General features: G+C 62.5%; 20 protein-coding genes. 7 read left to right on the plus strand and 13 right to left on the minus strand.

Annotated features, from left to right (window positions below; all coding sequences use genetic code 11):
• Nucleotides 1-15 precede the first annotated feature (15 nt).
• The 3 genes from ACP15O_RS11420 to pdxR form a co-directional block, all read right to left on the minus strand.
• Nucleotides 16-1,080 (minus strand): acetate/propionate family kinase, encoded by a 1,065-nt coding sequence (locus ACP15O_RS11420; RefSeq protein ID WP_425096224.1) that lies wholly within the window; start codon nucleotides 1,078-1,080, stop codon nucleotides 16-18.
• The gene (locus ACP15O_RS11425; protein WP_425096225.1) at nucleotides 1,077-2,027 is read right to left on the minus strand and encodes a phosphate acyltransferase; all 951 of its coding nucleotides are present in this window, start codon (nucleotides 2,025-2,027) and stop codon (nucleotides 1,077-1,079) included. The genes ACP15O_RS11420 and ACP15O_RS11425 overlap by 4 nt, the downstream gene beginning before the upstream one ends.
• A gap of 117 nt (nucleotides 2,028-2,144) precedes the next feature.
• Nucleotides 2,145-3,608: a MocR-like pyridoxine biosynthesis transcription factor PdxR gene (gene pdxR, locus ACP15O_RS11430; protein WP_425096226.1), complete on the minus strand. Its 1,464-nt coding sequence runs from the start codon at nucleotides 3,606-3,608 to the stop codon at nucleotides 2,145-2,147.
• A gap of 91 nt (nucleotides 3,609-3,699) precedes the next feature.
• Between pdxR and ACP15O_RS11435 the strand changes: the two genes are divergently transcribed.
• Nucleotides 3,700-4,587 (plus strand): ketopantoate reductase family protein, encoded by an 888-nt coding sequence (locus ACP15O_RS11435; RefSeq protein ID WP_425096227.1) that lies wholly within the window; start codon nucleotides 3,700-3,702, stop codon nucleotides 4,585-4,587.
• Nucleotides 4,588-4,712: 125 nt separating this feature from the next.
• On the opposite strand, the gene ACP15O_RS11440 is transcribed toward ACP15O_RS11435, so the two are convergent.
• On the minus strand, nucleotides 4,713-6,110 hold the full coding sequence (locus ACP15O_RS11440; protein ID WP_425096228.1) for an aminotransferase family protein: 1,398 nt from the start codon (nucleotides 6,108-6,110) through the stop codon (nucleotides 4,713-4,715).
• A gap of 275 nt (nucleotides 6,111-6,385) precedes the next feature.
• Here ACP15O_RS11440 and ACP15O_RS11445 point away from each other — a divergent pair, with 275 nt between their 5' ends.
• Entirely contained in the window at nucleotides 6,386-7,645 is a 1,260-nt protein-coding gene (locus ACP15O_RS11445; RefSeq protein ID WP_425096229.1) for a glycerate kinase type-2 family protein, read from the plus strand.
• 38 nt (nucleotides 7,646-7,683) lie between these two features.
• Here ACP15O_RS11445 and ACP15O_RS11450 read toward each other — a convergent pair whose 3' ends face one another.
• Genes ACP15O_RS11450 through ACP15O_RS11465 form a run of 4 tightly spaced genes read right to left on the minus strand, consistent with a single transcriptional unit; the run spans nucleotide 7,684 to nucleotide 10,622 of the window.
• Nucleotides 7,684-8,568: an OmpA family protein gene (locus tag ACP15O_RS11450; RefSeq protein WP_425096230.1), complete on the minus strand. Its 885-nt coding sequence runs from the start codon at nucleotides 8,566-8,568 to the stop codon at nucleotides 7,684-7,686.
• A gap of 32 nt (nucleotides 8,569-8,600) precedes the next feature.
• Complete coding sequence (locus ACP15O_RS11455) at nucleotides 8,601-9,173, minus strand: peroxidase-related enzyme (RefSeq protein WP_425096231.1); 573 nt, start codon at nucleotides 9,171-9,173, stop codon at nucleotides 8,601-8,603.
• Between the two features lies 1 nt (nucleotide 9,174).
• Entirely contained in the window at nucleotides 9,175-9,906 is a 732-nt protein-coding gene (locus tag ACP15O_RS11460) for a GNAT family N-acetyltransferase (protein WP_425096232.1), read from the minus strand.
• Complete coding sequence (locus tag ACP15O_RS11465; RefSeq protein ID WP_425096233.1) at nucleotides 9,903-10,622, minus strand: competence/damage-inducible protein A; 720 nt, start codon at nucleotides 10,620-10,622, stop codon at nucleotides 9,903-9,905. The genes ACP15O_RS11460 and ACP15O_RS11465 overlap by 4 nt, the downstream gene beginning before the upstream one ends.
• Nucleotides 10,623-10,675: 53 nt before the next feature.
• Here ACP15O_RS11465 and sfsA point away from each other — a divergent pair, with 53 nt between their 5' ends.
• From sfsA to ACP15O_RS11485, 4 genes are all read left to right on the plus strand, one after another.
• Complete coding sequence (gene sfsA / locus ACP15O_RS11470; RefSeq protein WP_425096234.1) at nucleotides 10,676-11,377, plus strand: DNA/RNA nuclease SfsA; 702 nt, start codon at nucleotides 10,676-10,678, stop codon at nucleotides 11,375-11,377.
• A 44-nt stretch (nucleotides 11,378-11,421) separates the two neighbouring features.
• On the plus strand, nucleotides 11,422-12,261 hold the full coding sequence (gene map / locus ACP15O_RS11475) for a type I methionyl aminopeptidase (RefSeq protein ID WP_425096235.1): 840 nt from the start codon (nucleotides 11,422-11,424) through the stop codon (nucleotides 12,259-12,261).
• Nucleotides 12,262-12,487: 226 nt separating this feature from the next.
• Nucleotides 12,488-13,972 carry a SulP family inorganic anion transporter gene (locus ACP15O_RS11480; protein WP_425096236.1) on the plus strand — a complete coding sequence of 495 codons (1,485 nt, stop codon included), beginning with the start codon at nucleotides 12,488-12,490 and terminating at the stop codon, nucleotides 13,970-13,972.
• Between the two features lie 10 nt (nucleotides 13,973-13,982).
• Nucleotides 13,983-14,834 carry a universal stress protein gene (locus ACP15O_RS11485; RefSeq protein WP_425096237.1) on the plus strand — a complete coding sequence of 284 codons (852 nt, stop codon included), beginning with the start codon at nucleotides 13,983-13,985 and terminating at the stop codon, nucleotides 14,832-14,834.
• Nucleotides 14,835-14,881: 47 nt separating this feature from the next.
• On the opposite strand, the gene rsmD is transcribed toward ACP15O_RS11485, so the two are convergent.
• Together rsmD and ACP15O_RS11495 are read right to left on the minus strand one after the other, a co-directional pair.
• A complete protein-coding gene (rsmD, locus tag ACP15O_RS11490) occupies nucleotides 14,882-15,454 on the minus strand; it encodes a 16S rRNA (guanine(966)-N(2))-methyltransferase RsmD (RefSeq protein ID WP_425096238.1) in 573 nt (190 codons plus the stop codon).
• Entirely contained in the window at nucleotides 15,451-16,659 is a 1,209-nt protein-coding gene (locus ACP15O_RS11495) for an NAD(P)/FAD-dependent oxidoreductase (protein WP_425096239.1), read from the minus strand. Before ACP15O_RS11495 ends, rsmD begins: the two co-directional genes overlap by 4 nt.
• Nucleotides 16,660-16,745: 86 nt before the next feature.
• Between ACP15O_RS11495 and ACP15O_RS11500 the strand changes: the two genes are divergently transcribed.
• Nucleotides 16,746-17,231, plus strand: a complete 486-nt coding sequence (locus ACP15O_RS11500; protein ID WP_425096240.1) for a peroxiredoxin — start codon at nucleotides 16,746-16,748, stop codon at nucleotides 17,229-17,231.
• A gap of 96 nt (nucleotides 17,232-17,327) precedes the next feature.
• Here the strand turns inward: ACP15O_RS11500 and ACP15O_RS11505 are convergent, their stop codons facing one another.
• The 3 genes from ACP15O_RS11505 to ACP15O_RS11515 are packed head-to-tail and all read right to left on the minus strand — an operon-like array spanning nucleotide 17,328 to nucleotide 19,644.
• Nucleotides 17,328-18,176, minus strand: coding sequence for a mechanosensitive ion channel family protein (locus tag ACP15O_RS11505; protein ID WP_425096241.1), 849 nt, complete (start codon nucleotides 18,174-18,176; stop codon nucleotides 17,328-17,330).
• The gene (locus ACP15O_RS11510) at nucleotides 18,173-18,469 is read right to left on the minus strand and encodes a 4a-hydroxytetrahydrobiopterin dehydratase (RefSeq protein WP_425096242.1); all 297 of its coding nucleotides are present in this window, start codon (nucleotides 18,467-18,469) and stop codon (nucleotides 18,173-18,175) included. The genes ACP15O_RS11505 and ACP15O_RS11510 overlap by 4 nt, the downstream gene beginning before the upstream one ends.
• On the minus strand, nucleotides 18,466-19,644 hold the full coding sequence (locus ACP15O_RS11515; RefSeq protein WP_425096243.1) for a GNAT family N-acetyltransferase: 1,179 nt from the start codon (nucleotides 19,642-19,644) through the stop codon (nucleotides 18,466-18,468). Before ACP15O_RS11515 ends, ACP15O_RS11510 begins: the two co-directional genes overlap by 4 nt.

The following is a 19,644-nucleotide window of genomic DNA, read 5'->3' on the forward strand; positions in this document are numbered from 1 at the left end:
GGACCGGGGCGAAGGTTAGGTGGCGGCTTTCATCAGCCGCAGGGCATCGCGGGCGATCTGGCGCTCTTCGTCCGCGGGGACGATATGCACCGGCAGATCCCCCAGAAAATCCAGATGTTGCAAGATGCGGCTGCGGATCGGCGCGGCGTTTTCGCCGATCCCGCCGGTAAAGGCGATGGCGTCCACGCCGCCCATCGCCACAATCGCCGAACCTGCCTGACGCGCCGCCCAATAGCAGTAATGCTCGATTGCGAATGCCGCTTCGGCACGGTCCGAGGCCAGCAGCTCGATCATGTTATTTGTCCCGCCCAGCCCCTTCAGCCCGCTTTCCTTGTTCAGCAGGCGCAGGGTTTCGTCTGTGCCGTGATCTTCGACCATGCGCAGCACGGCCATGGAATCGAAGGCACCGGGACGGGTGCCCATCACCAGCCCCTCGACTGGGGAATAGCCCATGGAACTGGCCACGGATGCGCCGTCTTTGATCGCGCATAGGGACGAGCCATTGCCCAGATGCAGCGCCAACATGCGGCGCGGCAGGGCGTGGCCCAGTTTCTCGACCAGGCTGGCATAGCTGAGCCCGTGAAACCCATAGCGGCGAATGCCCTTGTCCCGTTCGGATTTGGGAATGGCATAGGTGGTGACCAGATCGGAATGCCCCGCATGAAAGGCAGTGTCGAAACTGGCGTATTGCGGCAGGTCCGGCACCAGTTCGGCCAGCGCCTGAATAGCAGATAGATTATGCGGATTATGGAGCGGAGCCAAATGGTTGTAACCCGCGACCTGCTGCATGATCCGGGGCGTCAGATGTACCGGGGCGTGCAGATCGGGGCCGCCATGGACGATCCGGTGCGCGGCGGCCTGCATGGCGCTGGCGGGATGGCCCTGTGCGCTCAGCGCTTCCAGAATGGATTTGAACGCGGCCTTGTGATCGGGGGCGTAGACCGGCTGGTCCAGCGCGCCCAGTTTGATTCTGGCATTGCCGCCGATCTCGGTGACTTTGCCCTCAAGGATGGCGGTCAGGCCCATATCGAACAGCTCGATCTTGATCGAGCTGGACCCCGCATTCACAACCAGGATCATTCCGGTGCTCCGGCGGCGATGACCCCCAGCGCGGCCGAGGCAATCCGTGCCGGGGCCGCCTGCGCGCGCGAGGTCAAAAGGATCGGCACTTTTGCCCCCAGCACCAGCCCCGCCGCGCAGCAGCCCATGCCCAGGACCATCAGTTTGAACAGGGCATTCGCGGTGGTGATATTGGGGCTGAGGATGATGTCCGCATCCCCGCTGACCGGCGAATCGAACCCCTTGGCCAGCGCGGCCTCTTTGGACAGGATCAGATCCATCGCCATGGGGCCGCTGACGGTGCAATGGGGCAGGGCGGTTTTGGCCCAATCGGCAATCTCGCGCGCCTCGACCGAGTTTGGCAGCGACGGGATCGGATCCTCGGTGGCGGACAGAATGCCGGCCTTGGGTTCCTTGATGCCCAGCTGATGCGCCAGTTTGACCGCATGTTTCAGGCATTCCTTGCGGGTTTCCACATCCGGATCCACATTCAGCGCGCCATCCGTCATCAGCAGGGGCCGGTCCGAGGTCGGCGTGGTGATGTGAAACACATGTCCGCAGCGCGTGCCCGGTGCGCGCAGCCCCGCCGAGGACGGCAACAGCCCCTTTAGGAAGGTCGAGGTATGAATCTGTCCTTTCATGATCGCCTGCACCTGGCCATTGCGGGCCAGTTCTGCGGCTTTGGGGGCGGCGGTGGCGTGCGGGGCGTCGATCTGGGGCAACTGGGAAATATCCCATTCGATCTCGTCCGCGGTTGCTTTGATTTTTTCAATGTCGCCAATCAACACCGGGTCCGCCAGGCCCAGTTCTGCGGCCTCGCGGATGCCCTCCAGCGCGTTGACCGAGCCGGCATTCACCAGCGCAACGCGGGGTTTGGGCAGATCGTGGGCCTGGTCCAGCAATCTTTGCGGCGCTTTGGCCGAGATCGGGGACAGAAACGGAAATGGATCACGGACGGTAAGCTGCATTCAATTGACCTTTCGCTGCGCCGGGCAACTTCTGAAATGAGCGGTCAGGGTAACAAACCTGTGTCATTGCGCCAGAGGTGTCGTAGCGGACACTGTATTATGGGGGGTGCCTGCCGATTAACCATGCAGCCGGGTCAGGGCCTGGGCGATCCTTGAAATGCCCTCGGGGATGCGTTCGGACGGGATCGAGGAATAGGCAAGCCGATAGAAATTCGGTGGCGGTGTGCCGGTTGGAAAGAAATGCTCCCCTGCCTCGATCAGCACGCCCCGATCCATCAACTGTCGGGTCAGGTGGCGGGTATCGACGCCGGCGGGGGCCCGCATCCAGATGGATGAGCCTCCAAAAGTGCCGCTGCCCGCGATTTCCAGCCCGTGTTCATGCAGCGCCTGTTCCATCACCTGACGGCGCTGCGCCAGTATCGTGCCCATCCGGTGGATCTGCGCGTCGTAGTGCCCAAGCGACAGAAAATAGGCCGCTGTGCGCTGGATATGTCCGGGCGGATGGCGCAGCACGCTGGCACGCAGGGCGCGGGCCTCGCGGATGAAGGCCTCGGATCCGACCAGATAGCCCAGCCGAAGCCCCGGAAACAGCGATTTCGAGAAGCTGCCGACATAGATCACCCGCCCGTCCTCATCCAGCGATTTCAGGGCCGGAGAGGGTTTGGACAGAAAGGACATCTCGAATTCATAGTCGTCCTCGACGATCAGGGCATCCATTTCGCGCGCCCGTTGCAGCAGGGCATGGCGGCGCTCCAGCGGCATGGTGGCGGCGGTCGGACATTGATGCGACGGCGTGGTGAAAATCACGTCCGCCTGGGGAATATTCTGCGGAGGCAGCCCGCGCTGATCGACATCCACCGGGCGCATGTGGCAGCGCGATTGCGTCAGGATATCGCGCAGCGCCGGATAGCAGGGGGTTTCCACGGCGGCCACGCGTCTTTGCGTCAGCAGCACCTGCGCGGCCAGCCACAGCGCATTCTGCGCGCCCAGGGTCAGCAGTACCTCTTGGGGGCGGGCCACGATCCCGCGCCGGGGCAGGCTGTGACGCAGGATAAACTCGATCAGCTTGGGATCGTCCCGATCGTAATAATCTGTGGTCAGAGAGGTGAAATCCTTTTGCCCCAATGCCTTAAGGGCGCAAAGGCGCCAGTTTGCATGATCGAACAGCGCCGGGTCCGTCTGTCCGTAGATGAAGGGAAACTTGAACTGCGACCAGTCTTTGGGGCGCTCGGGCGTGGCGCCTCCGGTGAATTTCTGGCCGATGGCGCGGCTCCAGTCCACGGCGTCGCGCCGGGTGATGGTTGGCGGCTGTGCGGGGGGCTCGGGCGCGGTATCCGAGACATAGTAGCCCGACCGTCCGCGCGCTGTCAGATAGTCATTGGCGACCAGCTCGGTATAGGCCAGGGTCACGGTGATACGGCTGACGCCCAGGTGTTTGGCCAGCCCACGCGAGGAGGGCAGCTTCTCGCCGCGTGTGATCTGCCCCGAGAGAATCCCCTGCGCGATCATCTGCTGAATCTGCGCCTGCAATGTGCCCTGCGCCAGTGGGTCCAGGAAAAACGTATCCGCCGAAATGGTCATGGGGTCAGCCTAAACTGGACTTATCGGCAGGGCAATCTGGCGTGACAAGCGGCAGCGGTTGCGGCACAGTCTTGCAAAACAGGAGGACGCCGTGAAGATTGCGATTATGGGGGCCGGGGCCGTTGGGTGTTACTATGGGGCGATGCTGTCCATGGCGGGGCATGAGGTGGTGCTGATCGGCCGCCCGGCGCTGGTTCAGGCCGTGCGCGCGGATGGTCTGATTCTGGATAAGGCGGGGCAACAGCATGTGTGCAGGGTGCAGGCCTCGGACCGGCCGGACGCGATAACCGGCGCCGAGATGGTGCTGTTCTGCGTCAAATCGGGGGATACAGCCGCCGCGGGACGCCAGATTGCGCCTTTCCTGAGCCCCGATGCGATGTTGCTGAGCTTGCAGAACGGCATTTCCAACCCCGAGACCCTGGCGCAGGCAACCGGGCATTCTGTCATTGCCGCGGTTGTGTATGTGGCCAGCGGCATGGCCGCGCCAGGGGTGGTCAAGCACCAGGGACGCGGCGATCTGGCGATCGGTGGTGACAGGGCGGCCGGGGCTGCCGCGATTTTGCAGGACGCCGGTATTGAAACGCAGGTTTCAGAGGATGTGATGGGGCTGCTTTGGGGCAAGCTGGTGGTGAATTGCGCTTATAATGCTCTCTCTGCGGTGACGCGTTTGCCCTATGGGCCGCTTTATGCGGGCGACGGCATTCCCCGGCTGCTGGACGATATCGTGGCCGAATGTCTGGCTGTCGCACAGGCCGAGGGCATACGGATTCCCGCAGACACCATCCCGACGGTCAAAGGCGTGCCGGACTGGATGCCGGGGCAGTTTTCCTCGACCGCGCAGGATATCATGCGTGGCCGCCCGACCGAGATCGGTTTTCTGAACGCAGAGATTGTCCGGCGCGCAGAGAAACACGGCCTGTCCGTTCCGCTGAACCGGATGTTGACCGCGTTGGTAGAGCTGATTGACCGGGCCGAGTAGCACCGCAGAGGACGCGGGATTTCCGGTGCCGGGTAGGGGCCGGTTTTGCGAACCGGGCGGCATTCGAAATGCAAAAGGCCGGAGCTGCCTCCGGCCCTTTCAGGCATGTGTGCGGCGAAGCGGCGTCAGCCGAAGATCTTTGTCAGCGCTTTGTCTACCGTCTCGCTGATCAGGTCGATGTCCTGCGGCGTGACGATCAGCGCGGGCGAGAAATAAAGCGCATTATTGCGTTCCGGAACCGAGCGGTTCGCCGCCCCGATGATCACGCCATTCGCCCCGCATTCGGCCACCACGGCGGCAATGTCCTGTTCGGACACGGGTTCCTTGGTCGTGCGGTCCTTTACCAGTTCGATCCCCTGAAACAGCCCCAGGCCGCGCACATCGCCGATGATTTCGTGCTTTTCCTTCAGCGCCTCGAAATTGGCCATCAGGCGCGCGCCCATCTGGGTGCAGTTGTCCAGCAGGTGTTCGTCCTCGATGATTTTCATATTTTCCAGCGCGGCGGCAGGGCCTGCCGTGCAGCCCCCGAAGGTGGAAATATCGCGGAAATGGTCCAGCTTGTCGGTGGGGTCGGATTTGAACATCTCGAACACCTCTTCGGTGGTCACGCAGATGGCGATGGCCGCATAGCCGCTGGCCACGCCCTTGGCCATGGTTACGAAATCGGGTTTGATGCCGTAGTGCTGATAGCCAAACCAGTGCGTGCCGGTGCGCCCGATGCCGCAGACGACCTCGTCAATATGCAGCAGGATGTCGTATTTCTTGCAGATCTCCTGTACGCGTTCCCAGTACCCTTCGGGCGGGGTGATGACGCCGCCACCAGCGGTGACAGGTTCCAGGCACAGGCCGCCGATCGTGTCGGGGCCTTCGCGCAGGATGACGTCCTCGATCAGATTGGCGGCGGCAATGCCGAATTCGCGGCCCGACAGATGGCCCAGCCCCAGCTCTTCCTTGCGGTATTCCATGCAGTGCGGCACGCGCACGAAACCGGGGGCAAAGGGGCCGTATTGCATCCCGCGTTCGTCCTGCCCGCCCGCTGACATGGTGGCCAGGGTGCCGCCGTGATAATCGCGGTCGCGGTACAGGATCTTGTGCTTTTTACCGCCGTATTTCTTATGCGCGATCTGGCGGATCATCTTGAAGGCCTTCTCGTTGGCCTCGGACCCCGAGTTGGTATAGTAGACGCGGCTAAGCCCTGGCATCTTCTCGATCAGCTTTTCGGCGAATTGCGATCCGGGGACCGAGCCGGCAGATTGCGCGAAATAGCACAGCTTCATGATCTGATCGCGCACGGCATCGGCGATCTGTTCACGGCCGTAGCCCACATTCACCGTCCAGACCCCGCCGGACACGGCGTCCAGGTATTCCTTGCCGTTCTGATCCCAGACACGCATTCCCTTGCCCTCGATGATGATGCGCGGGTCTGCGGTTTCAAAGGGTTTGTGCTGGGTCAGGTGGTGCCAGACATGAGCGCGGTCGGCGTCCACCACCGCGCGGATATCGTTTTCCAGAGTGCCGTCCATTTCGATATGCTCCGATGCAAGAAGGGTGCGCCGTAGCGCAAAAGATGCGGGCATTACACACTTGATCGGGGGATTTGGAATATGTCCAGATGGCATGTTCTATATGTCCAGATCTCTGGCGCGCAGTTTCCTCGCCGCCTGCGTAGAATTTGAGCAGCCGGGCCAGAGCCCCCGACAGCCCCCCGGCAGAGGCGCTCCAGACACCGGGACTTGTGCAAAGGGGCTTGCGGTTGCGGGGCTCTCGCGGTCTGTTGGCCTCAGAACCCGGAGCGCCTATGACTGACCAAGATTTCCTGACCCAATTGTTTGATGCGGCCATTCAGGCGGCGGATCCTGCGCGGGCTTTGGCGGCGCATTTGCCCGCAGCTCCGAAGGGGCGCACGGTTGTGATCGGGGCGGGCAAGGGCGCGGCGCAACTGGCCGCCGCGTTCGAGCAACTATGGCAGGGGCCGCTGGAGGGGGTGGTTGTCACGCGGTACGGCTATGGCTGTGCGTGCCGCGATGTGCGCGTGCTAGAGGCCGCGCATCCTGTCCCCGATGAGGCGGGACTCGCTGCCTCCGAGGCGCTGTTTTCCGCGGTTTCGGGGCTTGGTGCGGACGATCTGGTGGTGGCTCTGATCTGTGGTGGGGGCTCGGCTTTGCTGGCCGCGCCGGCCGAGGGGCTGACCCTGGCGGATGAGATCGCGCTGAACGAGGCACTGCTGGCCAGCGGGGCGCCCATCGGCGCGATGAATGCGGTGCGCAAACAGGTCAGCCGGATCAAGGGCGGACGGCTGGCCGCCGCCGCCGCGCCCGCGCGTGTGGTCAGCCTGATCGTGTCGGATGTGCCGGGGGACGATCCGGCGCAGGTGGCTTCGGGGCCGACGGTGCCGGATGCGGTGGGCCGGGCCGAGGCCCTGGCGGCGGTGCGCGATTACGGCATACAGCTGCCCGCCCGGATTGCCGCCTTTCTGCGCGATGCTGCTCAGGATGCGCCCGCCCCTGATGCGCTGGCGTTTCAGCGCAATGAAACCCATGTGATTGCCTCGGCGGCCAAATCGCTTGAGGCCGCGGCGGCACTGGCCGAATCCCAGGGTATCCCTGCGGCAATCCTGTCCGATGCGATCGAGGGAGAAGCCCGCGAGGTGGCCAAGGTTCACGCGGCCATTGCCCGCGAGGTGGCCATGAAGTCGCGCCCCTTCGCGCCGCCTGTTCTATTGCTTTCGGGGGGGGAAACCACGGTTACCCTGCGCGGATCGGGCAAAGGCGGGCGGAATTCAGAGTTCCTGTTGTCTCTGGCGCGGGAAATTGACGGGGCGGAGGGGATAACGGCTTTGGCTGCGGATACTGACGGGATTGACGGGTCCGAGGAAAATGCGGGTGCTTTTGCCGATGGCGCGTCTGCTGCCGCGATGCGTCGGGCCGGGATTGACCCGGCGCAGGCATTGGCTGGCAATGATGCCTGGACCGCGTTTCAGGCAATCGGAGCGTTGTTCGAACCGGGCCCGACCGGCACCAATGTCAACGATTTTCGGGCCATTCTGATCCGGAATTAGACGCCATGGGTGGGGCAATCGCCCCCCCCGGCCTTGGTTTATTCGGTGTTCAGCAGCACCACTTCGACACGGCGGTTTGCCTCGCGGCCGGCATCTGTCTGGTTCGGGGCGACGGGCGACAGATAGCCCATGCCCTGGGCCTCCATCTGCGCGCGGGGGACGTCATGCGCCGTGGCCAGGCGCTCAAGGACAGCCGCCGCCCGGCGCTTGGACAAAGCCACGTTGTTTTCCAGGGTGCCAACCGTATCGGTATGCCCGACCAGAGCCACCCGGCGGGACGGATCCGCGCGCAGAAAGGCCGCCAGCGCCTGCAACGAGGCAAACGGGCCGCCCGACAGCGCGGAAGAGCCCGTCTCGAAGGCCAGATCCGACAGAACCACATGACCGAACTGAGACAGCTGCGCGCTTAGATCGGTGTCGGGCAGCGCGGTGGGCGTCGCGATCTGCACGGTAGGAACGCCAGCCCTGGCCGGGGTCTGCGCGACACGGATCATTTGCACGAAACCGGCGTTTTCGGTCCGGCTGACCAGTAAGGTCAGGTGCATGTCCTTGCCGCGCCGGGCCGCCAGGAACCGGAAATCTGTCAGGTCTACATGCATGTCAGGGGCGGGCAGGACTTCGGTTGCGAACCGGAAATCGAAACCGCCGCAGGCCTCGCCGCCGCATTCGAACAGCAGGGTGTAGCCCTCGGTTAGCAACTGTTCACGCAAGGGGGCGAACAGTTGCAAAGAGGTCAGCCCCTGCGCCGCAATCTGCCAGCTTTGCCGGGTGATCTCGCCTTCAAGCGGCTGCACCGGCACGGCCCCGTCCTGAAACGGGCCCAGCGGCAGCGCATAGCTGTCCATCGGGCTGATCTCTTCGGCCAGGGGGGTGGCTGCTGCGGGCAATTCCAGCGACAGCGCCCCGGCTGGCAGAGCCGTCATCAAAGCGCAGAAAAGGGCGAAGGGGCGCAGCATCAACGGGATTGCGAGTGGTACTCGGTATTCGGGCGCATATCCAGGGACGAGGACACGCGGTTTGTCATGTTATAAAACGCGGCGGTGTTGGCGATGTCCCAGATGTCCTTGTCTGTCCAGCCGACGTCGCGCAGGGCCTGACGGTCCTTTTCCAGAATGGTGGCGCTGGCCTTGGTGACCAACACGCTGAAATCCAGCATGGCGCGCTGTTTCGGGGACAGATCGGCGACGCGATAGTTCATCACCAGCATTTCGCCCAGAATGGGATCGCCGGACAGTTCGCGCACGGCGGCGCCATGGGCCGTCAGGCAGTAGAAACACTTGTTTTCCGAGGACACGGTGACGGCGATCATCTCGCGTTCCAGTTTGGACAGGCCGCTGTCGGCCAGCATGATCTTGTTATAGAGCGCGGTGAACGCGTTCAGCATTTCGATGTCGCAGGCGTTCGCCTTCAGCACGTTGGGCACCAGGCCCAGTTTTTCCTCGCAGATGGCAAAATATTTCGCCGTGTCCTCGGGCAGAGGATCAACGGGGTGCAGGTCCAGGGCGGTCAACATGTCTTTGGAGGTCATTTTATAAATCTTCTTTGTGCTTGCGGTAATGGTACTGGCCGACTTTGGTCATTCCCAAATCTGAATATAAGCCATTGGCCGCAGCGTTGTCTTGTGTGCAGACAACCGAGAAATAGCGCGCCCCGTTATCGCGCGCCCAGAATGCCCCCAGTCGCATGAACCAGCGGGCCATGCCCTGTTTGCGCTGATGCGGCAGCACATACATCGCGTGCAGCATCGCCGTGTCCCCATGGATGCCGACATAGGCACACCCGGCGGGGGAATCGTTCAGACGCCCCAACAGAGCGGTTTTCGGCTGGGCTGCGCGTTCCATCACGGCGATGCGTCCGGGGCCGATATCGCCCTTGGCCCAGATGTCGATCTGAATTGCCAGAGGCTCCCATACCGCGAAGGCGGTGACGGGGGGCGGGAATTCGGTGGCCAAATCCGCGACAGGGGCAACCCACAGGTTCACCGGATCGACGATGACATAGCCGTTTTGCTCTAGCAGGGAGTCCAGATCGTTCTGGCCGGCGCGGATCTGGAACAGGCGCGGCTGGTTCAGCGCCTGCATGGCGGTTTCGGCCTGTGCCAGGTCTTGGGCGGTGACAGGCCCGGTGGCCACTGTGGCCGAGACACGCTGTCCGCCGCCCTGGCCCTCGCGGATGATCCAGGGGCCCTCGGGGCGTTCGCTGACGGCGGGCCAGGTGCCGTCGATGACGTCATAGAGCTGCGTATCGTCGGGCAAGCTCATGCGAACATCTCCGACAGACGGGTCATGGCGGCATCGACCTGCGCGCCGTCCTGGCCCCGGATCACGATGTTGGCCCCGTATATGCCGTTGCTTTGAAACGGATAAGATCCGATGGACAGATCAGGGAAATCGGCCGCCAGATCCGCCAGAGGGCCCGCGATCTCACCCTCGCCCCGTTCGATTCGCAGGGTCTGAGACAGCAGCGGCTGCCCGCCCGTCAGCGTTGGTAGGACGCTGGCCACCATGGCCTCGAATACGGCGGGGACACCGGCCATCACATGCACGTTCTGAATGGTGAACCCAGGCGCCACCGAGACCGGATTGTCAATCAGCGCCGCCCCTTCCGGAATGCGGGCCATGCGCAGGCGTGCCTCGTTCAGCTCGGCCCCGGTGCGCTGGTAATGGGCGGCCAGCAGGGCGCGGGCGTCATCGCGGATGCCGATCGGCGTGTCAAAGGCCGCGGCCACGCATTCGGCGGTAATATCGTCATGGGTGGGCCCGATCCCGCCCGAGGTAAACACGGTGTCATAAGCCGCAGCCAGCGCCTGAACCGCGCCGGTGATCGCCTGCGGATCGTCGGACACCACGCGCGTTTCTTTCAGGTCAATGCCGGTGCGGGTCAGCTCTTTGGCCAGAAAGTGCATGTTGCTGTCACGGGTCCGGCCTGACAGGATTTCATCCCCGATTACCAGCATGGCCGCTGTTGGATTTGCCATTCTTTCTGCCCCCTCATCTTGCGCATTCTCCCACTCCGGTATAGGCGCGAGGGATGCGCTTTCCTACCCCTCTTGTACCTGCCACTCTGATCAAGCGATATAAGCGATTTCTGGCCGATTGCCGGCTGGAGGACGGGCAGATCGTGACCGCGCATTGTGCCAATCCCGGCTCGATGATGGGGCTGGCTGATCCGGGGATGCGAATCTGGCTGGAACCCAATGACGACCCAAAGAAAAAGCTGAAATTCGGCTGGCGTCTGGTGGAACATGAGAATGGGCATTTCACCGGCGTCGATACCTCGGTGCCCAATCGCGCGTTGCGCAGCGCGCTGGAGGCAGGGCAGGTGCCTGGCCTGACCGGTTATGATCAGGTGCGCGCCGAGGTGAAATACGGTGCCAGCAGCCGCATTGATTTCCTGCTGACGGGCGGCGGCCCGGATACCTATGTCGAGGTCAAATCCGTCACCCTGTCCCGCCAGCCCGGTCTGGCTGAATTTCCCGACAGCGTGACCGCGCGGGGCACCAAACACCTGGGCGAACTGGCCGAAATGGCCAAGGCTGGCCACCGTGCGGTGATGCTCTATTTGGTGCAGCGAACGGATGCGCAGGGTTTCGCGCTGGCCGCTGACATTGATCCGACCTATGCCGCCGCCTTTGCGCAGGCCCGGGCGCAAGGGGTCGAGGTGCTGGTGTTCGGCACGCAAATTTCGCCTCAGGGTGTCACTCTGGGACAGGCCCTGCCGCTGCGGCCTTAGCTGCTCTGGCCCTGCGGGGCGGTTCATTGTAGAAGTTGGAAAAAATGATCCTGCGACGGAGAAGACTGTTGAAAGACAAGCATGATGGCCGCGTCACCCGCGAGGGTATCCGTATCCACCAAGAGGTGGATTTCGCAGGCATGCACGCCGCCGGCCGTATCGCCGCCGAGATCCTGGATGAGATCGCTGAACACGTCTATCCCGGCCAGACCACCGGCCAGATCGACAAGATCATCGAGGACAAGGTGATCGAGAAGGGCTCGAAATCCGCGACGATCGGATACAAGGGCTATAAGCACGCCAGCTGTATCAGCATCAACCACGTGGTCTGCCACGGCATCCCCGGTGACAAGAAGCTCAAGGACGGAGATATCCTGAACATCGACGTCACGGTGATCGTGGACGGCTGGTTTGGCGATACCTCGCGGATGTATGTGGCTGGCAAGCTGAGCCGCAAGGCCGAGCGCCTGATCCAGGTGACCCATGATGCCCTGTTCAAGGGGATCGAGACGGTGAAGCCGGGGAACACCTTTGGCGATATCGGCCACGCGATCCAGTCCTATGTCGAGGGGCACCGGATGAGCGTGGTGCGCGATTTCTGCGGCCACGGTCTGGGCCGGGTGTTCCACGCGCCGCCCAATGTGCTGCATTATGGCCGTCCGGGCACCGGGCCGGTTCTGGAAGAGGGCATGTTCTTTACCATCGAGCCGATGGTGAACCTGGGCCGCCCCGAAACCAAGGTGCTGTCCGATGACTGGACGGCGGTGACGCGCGACAAATCTTTGAGCGCGCAGTTTGAGCACTCGATCGGGGTGACAGCGGATGGGTTTGAGATTTTCACCCTGTCTCCGGCGGGGATGTTCCATCCGACGTATGGTGTCTGATTGACCCGGCTTGCCTGAGTATTTGCAGAGCAAAGAAGGCGCAATCGCGGTTAAAGCGCCGCGCGCCGGTTGCAAGCTGTTGCGGAAAATGGGGCGGGCGTATAAGCGCGGGGGAAACGCGTGGACTGGCTGAATGGGCCGGGCTGGATATGCTGACAGATGATGGACTGGGCCTGCGGCTGGCGAAGAGGCAGTTTGCGGGCCTTATGACGGAGGCCGGTAGCCGATGATTTCTTTTGCTTCTTACGGGCGCGAGTGGACCCGGAATGTGAAGGGCGATTTGCTGTCGGGGCTGGTTGTGGCCCTGGCGCTGATTCCCGAGGCGATTGCGTTTTCGATCATTGCTGGCGTGGATCCGAAGGTGGGGCTGTATGCGTCGTTTTCCATTGCGGTGATTACGGCGATTGTGGGCGGGCGTCCGGGGATGATTTCTGCGGCCACCGCTGCGACGGCGGTATTGATGGTGACCTTGGTCAAGGAACACGGGTTACAGTACCTGCTGGCGGCGACGATTCTGGCCGGTGTTTTGCAGGTAGGGGCCGGGATTTTGCGGCTGGGCTATGTGATGCGGTTCGTGTCGCGTTCAGTGATGACGGGGTTCGTGAATGCTTTGGCGATCCTGATTTTCATGGCGCAGCTGCCCGAGCTGATCAACGTGCCGCCTTTGACCTATGTGATGGTCGCGGCCGGGCTGGGGATCATTTACCTGTTTCCGCTGTTGACGAAGGCTGTGCCCTCGCCATTGGTGTGTATCATCATCCTGACCACGGTTTCGCTGTCCATGGGGCTGGATCTGCGCACGGTTGGGGATATGGGTGAGCTGCCTGACACGCTGCCGATTTTCCTGTTGCCCGATATTCCGCTGACCTTTGAGACCCTGATGATCATCCTGCCCTATTCGGCCGCAGTGGCCGCTGTGGGCCTGCTGGAAAGCCTGATGACTCAGAACCTGGTGGATGAACTGACCGATACGACATCCAGTAAGAACCAGGAATGCGTGGGCCAGGGTGTGGCGAATTTCTGCACCGGGTTTATCGGCGGCATGGCGGGGTGCGCCATGATCGGCCAGTCGATGATCAACGTGAAATCGGGCGGGCGCGGGCGGCTTTCGACCTTTGTCGCGGGTGCCGTGCTGCTGATCCTGGTGGTGTTTCTGGGCGATCTGGTGGCGCGCATTCCGATGGCCGCATTGGTGGCGATCATGATCATGGTGTCGGTGGGCACGTTTAGCTGGTCCTCGTTGAAATCGCTGCGCGATCACCCGCCCAGCAGTTCCATTGTGATGGTGGCGACCGTGGTGTTCGTGGTCTTTACTCATAACCTGGCGATCGGTGTTCTGGTGGGGGTGCTGCTGTCGGGCATCTTCTTTGCCTGGAAAATTGCGCAGCTGTTTGGCGTACGGTCCGAGCTGTCGGATGACGGGCGCGAGCGGCGCTATATCGTCGAGGGGCAGCTGTTCTTTGCCTCGTCCGAGGATTTCATGAAAGCGTTCGATTTCCGTGAGGCGCTGGAGCGCGTCGTGATCGACGTCAGCCGCGCGCATATCTGGGATATTTCCTCGGTTGCGGCTTTGGACATGGCTGTGCTCAAATTCCGCCGCGAGGGTGCGGAGGTTGAGATCATCGGCATGAACAAGGCGTCTGAAACCATTGTGGACCGTCTGGGCGAACATGACAAACCCGGCGCGATGGATAAGCTGCTGGCACATTAAGGAGAGAGCCATGACCGGAAAGATCATCGCATTGGTGGATGGCTCGGCCTATTCCGAGAGCGTCTGCCACCACGTAGCCTGGATCGCGGGGCGCACCGGCGCGCCGGTGGAACTGTTCCACGTTTTGGGCCGTCGCGAGGGGGGCTCGGGGGATCTGAGCGGCAATCTGCGGCTGGGCGCTCGGACGAAAATCATGGGCGAGCTGGCCGAGCTGGATGCGCAGCGCGCCAAGCTGGCGCAGGCTCAGGGCCGGGCTATTCTGGATGACGCCAAAGAGATCGTGGCCGCGGATGGGGTGACGGATGTGGCCCTGCGCCTGCGCAACGGGGACATGGTAGAAACCGTGACCGAACAGGAAGAGGGTGCCTCTTTGATCGTGATCGGCAAGCGGGGCGAGGCCGCGGATTTTGCCAAGATGCATCTGGGGTCAAACCTGGAGCGCGTGGCGCGGGCGACCAAAGCGCCTGTGTTTGTGGCCAATCGCGCGTTCAAGCCAATCGAGACCGTGCTGATTGCCTATGACGGCGGCGTGTCTGCGATGAAGGCGGTGGATTACGTGGCGCGCGATCCGTTGTTTGCCGGGCTGGCCTGCACGCTGGTGACGGTGGGCAAGCCCAGTGAGGCCGTGCAGCGCGGGCTGGAAGATGCGCGCGCGACTCTGTCGGCGGGGGGGCATAGGGCCGAAATCAAGGTGGTGGACGGTGCGCCGGAAACCGCGCTGGGCGAGCTGGTGGAGGCCGAGGGCTATGACCTGCTGGTGATGGGCGCCTATGGCCATTCGCGTATTCGCGCGATGATCATCGGTTCGACCACCACGCAGATGATCCGGACCTGTAAGGTGCCTGTGGTGTTGGTGAAATAGGGGCGCTGCCCCCTGCGCCTGTGGCGCATTCCCCCGGAGTATTGGGATCAGAAAGAAGCGGATCGGGCGGTCAGAAGGGTGATCGTGGTGTCGCCATAGCGCCGGGCGTCGAGCTGGGTGAGCTGTGGAGGCGGTGTGATGGCGGTGTTTTCTTCCCAGACGATGAGGGCGTCCGGGGCGATCCAGCCGTTTTCCAGGGCGGTCTGGAGGGCGCGTTCGCCTAAGGATTTGCCGTAGGGGGGATCGAGGAAGATCAGGGTATAGGGGGCGTCGGGATTTGGCGGCAGTTTACGGGCATCGCGGCGGATGATCCTGGACTGAGATTTGGCCTGGCAAATCTGGATGTTCTGGCGCAGGAGCGCGTTGGATTTATTGCCATCGTCCACGAAGGTGGCGTGGGCGGCACCGCGCGAGAGGGACTCGAGCCCTAATGCGCCGGTGCCGGCGAAGAGATCCAGTACGCGGGCATCGGTGATGGGATCGCCGAAGCGGCCTCCGGCCAGCATGTTGAACAGGCTTTCGCGGGTGCGATCGGTGGTGGGGCGCAGATGGGCACCGGGGTCGCCCTTGCCGACGGCGGCCAGGGCGCGTCCTTTGAAACTGCCTGCGACGATTCTCATTTCATCAGGGACTTCAGGTCGGTGTCGGGGCTGGCAACGGCGTTCGGATCGGGGGATTTGCCTGCGTCGATCAGGCGTTTGCCGATCATGTAGGCGCGCGGGTCATTGGCGGCGTCCACGGCCAGGAGGGTTTCACCCCGATAGTACCAGAAAGAGACCGCGCCGGGTTTGTCGCCGGGGCGGGTGATCACGCGGTCATAGCCTGAATTCAGCCCGGCGATCTGTAGTTTCACGTCGTACTGATCGGACCAGAACCAGGGTTTGGGGATATAGGTTTTCCCCGCGCCCAGGATGTTTTCGGCCACGCATTCGGCCTGATCAATGGCATTGGGGACGGATTCCAGGCGGATGCGGCCTGTGCGATAGGGGAAAGAGGCGCAATCGCCTGCCGCCCAGATGGCCGGATCGCTGGTGCGGCCCTGGGCGTCTGTTTTGATGCCGTTTTCGATGTCCAAGCCTGCGGTTTCGGCCAGGGCGGTGGCGGGGGTGATGCCGACGCCGACGATGACGAAATCCGCCTCCAGTTCGGAGCCGTCGGTCAGGCGCGCGCCGGTGACGTGGCCCTGACCCAGCAGGGTTTCCAGGCCCACGCCTTCGCGGATGTTCACGCCGTGGCTGATGTGCAATTCGCGGAAATAGCGGCTGGTTTCGGGCGCGGCGACGCGTTGCAGGATACGGTCGGCCATTTCCACCAGGGTGACGTTCAGGCCTTTGGTGGCGGCGACGGCAGCGGCTTCGAGCCCGATATACCCGCCTCCGACGATCAGCACCTTGGCGCCGTCCTTGAATTCGGGGGCCATGGCATCGACATCGGTCAGGCCGCGGACCACATAAACGCCGTCCAGGGTGCCTCCGATTGCGGCGGGCAGGTGGCGGGGACAAGAGCCAGTGGCCAGAACCAGCGCGTCATAGGGGATCGTCCGATCGCCCACGCTGATGGTTTTGCCGGCACGATCAATGCCCGAGACCCGCGCCCCCAATCGCAGGTCAATCCGGTTGTCCTGATAGAAACTGAGCGGGCGCAGATAGAGCCGCTCCAGCTCCATTTCGCCCAGCAGGTATTTCTTGGACAGGGGGGGGCGCTGATAGGGGGGGGCGGTTTCCTCGCCCACGAGGGTCAGCGTGCCTTCGAAACCTGCATTGCGCAATTTGGCAACCACCGAGGCTCCGGCCTGACCTGCGCCCACGACGACAATCTTGTCCATATCCAAATCTCCGATGCGGCCGGGCTGGCCGTCCTGTGCGCGCACCCTATATCGTGCGGCGTGAGGAGTGCAACGAAGGACGAAAAATGACGATAGCAGTCGGAGACCGCCTGCCAGATGCGAATTTTCTGGTGATGACCGAGGAGGGGCCCGCCACCGTGGCGCTGGCCGAGAAACTGAAAGGGCGCAAGGTGGTGATTTTCGCCGTACCGGGGGCGTTTTCAACCACTTGCCATGTGGCGCATATGCCCAGTTTTATTCGCACAAAAGACGGGTTTGCGGAAAAAGGCGTGGACGAGATCATTTGCCTGGCGGTGAATGATCCGTTTGTGATGAAGATGTGGGGCGAGGCCTCGGGGGCGCAGGAGGCGGGGATTACCTGCCTGTCGGATGCCGATGGCAGCTATGCCAAAAGTATCGGTCAGAGCTTCGATGCTGAAATTGTGGGCTTTTACGGGCGCTCGCTGCGCTATGCGATGTATGTCGAGGATGGGGTGGTGAAAGTGTTTCATCCCGAAACGAGCCGGGGGTGTGAGATTTCCAGCGGTGAGGCGCTGCTGGCAGAGATCTGACAGAACCGCGCGGGCGGTGTTCTGCTGCGTGCTGCGATTGAGTATTTTCAGAGCAAAGAAGGGGCCGGGCCTGCGATGGGCGCGGCCCCTTTGGGATCAGGAGGTCTGGATGAGCGTTCGGGTGGGGAAGGGAATATCGATTCCGGCGGTGTCCAGGGCCTCTTTGACGGCGCGTTTCATATCGGCCTGAAAGGCGAAGAAGTCGGGTGAATCCACCCAGACCCGGACCAGGAAATCGACTGAGAAATCGCCCAGGTTGTTGACCTGGATAAATGGGGCTGGGTCGGTTTTGGCGCGCGGATCGGCCATGATTGTGGTGCGGATCACGGTTTCGGCCAGTTTGAGATCGGACTCGTAGCTGACTCCGAAGGTCCATTCGGCCCGGCGGGTCGGGTAGATCGAGAAATTGGTGATCGTGTTGCCCCAGACTCGGGCATTGGGGATGATGATCTGGACATTCGCGGCGCTGGCCAGCTCGGTATAGTTCAGGGAAATGGATTTGACGGTGCCGGTTTCCCCGCCGATCTGGACGAAGTCCCCCAGTTTGATCGGGCGGAAGAGGATGATCATCACGCCGGCTGCCACATTGGACAGCGTGCCCTGAAGCGCCAGGCCAATCGCCAGGCCCGCCGCGCCGATGATGGCAACAAAGGATGTGGTCTGAATGCCAAAGGTGTTCAGGATGAACAGCCCGGCAAAGATCAGGATCACATAGCGCAGGATATTGCCCAGAAAGGTGAACAGCGTATCGTCGAGGGAGTCGTATTTCAGACCCAGCCTGATGATCCGGCGGCGCGCCCATCCGGCGACCACGAAACCAAGGATCACGATGGCGATTGCGGCCAGCACGTTGCCCAGGACGGTGGTCAGGAACTCGGCCGTGAGCATATCGCCCAGGGTGATGCCATTGGTGATTTCGATGCCAAGGATGTCAGAGAAGGTCATGTTGTCAGTTGATCCAGTTTTCGGGCCAGTTTCACGTCCTGTGCGCTAAGGCCGCCCACGTCATGGGTGGTCAGCGTGACGGTGACGCGGTTCCAGATGTTGGTCCATTCGGGGTGGTGGTTCCATTTTTCGGCCCACATAGCCGCGCGGGTCATGAAAGCGAAGGCTTCGGTGAAGTCAGAGAACGCATAGGTCTTGGTTATGGCGTCGCGGCCGTCCAGCAGGTGCCAGCCCGTTTCCAGAAGCGGATCCAGCATGGTCTTGCGTCCTGTATCGCTGAGTCTTTCGGTCATTGGTGATCCTCTGTTTGGGCCCTCTTGAAGGGGCCATAGTCTGTCAGGATGTCGATTTCTTGGGCTACGGCCTGGCGTTCGCCTTGCAGGAATTGCTCTACCGCGCGGGCAAAGCCGGCATCCGCGATCCAGTGCAGCGAATGCGTTTCCACCGGCAGGTAGCCGCGGGCTAGCTTGTGATCGCCCTGGGCACCGGCCTCGACTTTTTGCAGGCCCTGGGCGATGGCATAGTCGATGGCCTGATAATAGCACGCTTCGAAATGCAGGCAGGGATAATCCTGAATGCAGCCCCAGTAGCGGCCAAACAGCGTATCCTGCCCGATGAAGTTCAGCGCCCCAGCGATGGGCACGCCGTCCTGTTCGGCCAGCACCAGCAGGGTGTCGTCGCGCATTGTGTCGTGGGCGATTTCGAAAAACGCGCGGGTCAAATAGGGCGAGCCCCATTTGCGCGCGCCGGTGTCCTGATAGAATTGCCAGAAGGCATCCCAGTGATGCGCTTTGATGTCGTCCCCTGTCAATTGCCGGATGCTGCCGCCAAAGCCCTGCGCGACACGGCGTTCCTTGCGAATGGTTTTACGCTTGCGCGAGGACAGGGCGGCCAGAAATCCGTCAAAATCCGTGTAGCCGTCATTAAGCCAGTGAAACTGCTGCCCGGTGCGGTGCAGCAGGCCCATCTGCTGGCCTGCCAGCGATTCCGCCTGCGTGCAGAAGGTCACATGCAGGGATGAGACCTGGTGTTCCGAGGCCAGTTGCACCGCGCCCTGGATTAAGGCGGACATGCCGGCCAGTTCCGCGCCCGGCAGGGTCAGGAAACGCGGGCCGGTGACGGGCGTGAAGGGCACGGCCAGTTGCAGCTTGGGATAATAGCGCCCGCCTGCGCGCTCATAGGCGTGGGCCCAGGAATGATCAAAGACATATTCGCCCTGGCTGTGGGATTTGGCATAAAGCGGCGCGCAGGCGATCAGCGTGTCCCCGCGTTTGGCCAGCAGATATTGCGGCTGCCACCCCGTGCCTGGCCCGACGGAGCCGCTGTTTTCCAGCGCAGACAGAAACCGATAGGTCGTGAAAGGGTCCGGCGCGCGGCCATCGCCCGCGCGGGCGCAGGCGTCCCACGCAGAGGGGTCTACCTGGCCAAGGCTGCCAAGCACCTGAATCTCTATAGTCTCTTGCGCCAT

The sequence above is a fragment of the Youngimonas ophiurae (nom. illeg.) genome, assembly GCF_049803795.1.
GTDB lineage: Bacteria > Pseudomonadota > Alphaproteobacteria > Rhodobacterales > Rhodobacteraceae > Thalassobius.

Coding starts and splice junctions, on each gene's coding strand:
- rsmD (WP_425096238.1), bottom strand. CDS start 15,454: ATGAGAATCGTCGCAGGCAGTTTCAAAGGACGCGCCCTGGCCGCCGTC.
- ACP15O_RS11485 (WP_425096237.1), top strand. CDS start 13,983: ATGACCGGAAAGATCATCGCATTGGTGGATGGCTCGGCCTATTCCGAG.
- ACP15O_RS11440 (WP_425096228.1), bottom strand. CDS start 6,110: ATGGACGGCACTCTGGAAAACGATATCCGCGCGGTGGTGGACGCCGAC.
- ACP15O_RS11480 (WP_425096236.1), top strand. CDS start 12,488: ATGATTTCTTTTGCTTCTTACGGGCGCGAGTGGACCCGGAATGTGAAG.
- ACP15O_RS11465 (WP_425096233.1), bottom strand. CDS start 10,622: ATGGCAAATCCAACAGCGGCCATGCTGGTAATCGGGGATGAAATCCTG.
- ACP15O_RS11505 (WP_425096241.1), bottom strand. CDS start 18,176: ATGACCTTCTCTGACATCCTTGGCATCGAAATCACCAATGGCATCACC.
- ACP15O_RS11445 (WP_425096229.1), top strand. CDS start 6,386: ATGACTGACCAAGATTTCCTGACCCAATTGTTTGATGCGGCCATTCAG.
- ACP15O_RS11515 (WP_425096243.1), bottom strand. CDS start 19,644: ATGGCGCAAGAGACTATAGAGATTCAGGTGCTTGGCAGCCTTGGCCAG.
- ACP15O_RS11460 (WP_425096232.1), bottom strand. CDS start 9,906: ATGAGCTTGCCCGACGATACGCAGCTCTATGACGTCATCGACGGCACC.
- ACP15O_RS11425 (WP_425096225.1), bottom strand. CDS start 2,027: ATGCAGCTTACCGTCCGTGATCCATTTCCGTTTCTGTCCCCGATCTCG.
- ACP15O_RS11455 (WP_425096231.1), bottom strand. CDS start 9,173: ATGACCTCCAAAGACATGTTGACCGCCCTGGACCTGCACCCCGTTGAT.
- ACP15O_RS11500 (WP_425096240.1), top strand. CDS start 16,746: ATGACGATAGCAGTCGGAGACCGCCTGCCAGATGCGAATTTTCTGGTG.
- sfsA (WP_425096234.1), top strand. CDS start 10,676: ATGCGCTTTCCTACCCCTCTTGTACCTGCCACTCTGATCAAGCGATAT.
- ACP15O_RS11510 (WP_425096242.1), bottom strand. CDS start 18,469: ATGACCGAAAGACTCAGCGATACAGGACGCAAGACCATGCTGGATCCG.
- ACP15O_RS11495 (WP_425096239.1), bottom strand. CDS start 16,659: ATGGACAAGATTGTCGTCGTGGGCGCAGGTCAGGCCGGAGCCTCGGTG.
- ACP15O_RS11420 (WP_425096224.1), bottom strand. CDS start 1,080: ATGATCCTGGTTGTGAATGCGGGGTCCAGCTCGATCAAGATCGAGCTG.
- map (WP_425096235.1), top strand. CDS start 11,422: ATGATCCTGCGACGGAGAAGACTGTTGAAAGACAAGCATGATGGCCGC.
- pdxR (WP_425096226.1), bottom strand. CDS start 3,608: ATGACCATTTCGGCGGATACGTTTTTCCTGGACCCACTGGCGCAGGGC.
- ACP15O_RS11450 (WP_425096230.1), bottom strand. CDS start 8,568: ATGACGGCTCTGCCAGCCGGGGCGCTGTCGCTGGAATTGCCCGCAGCA.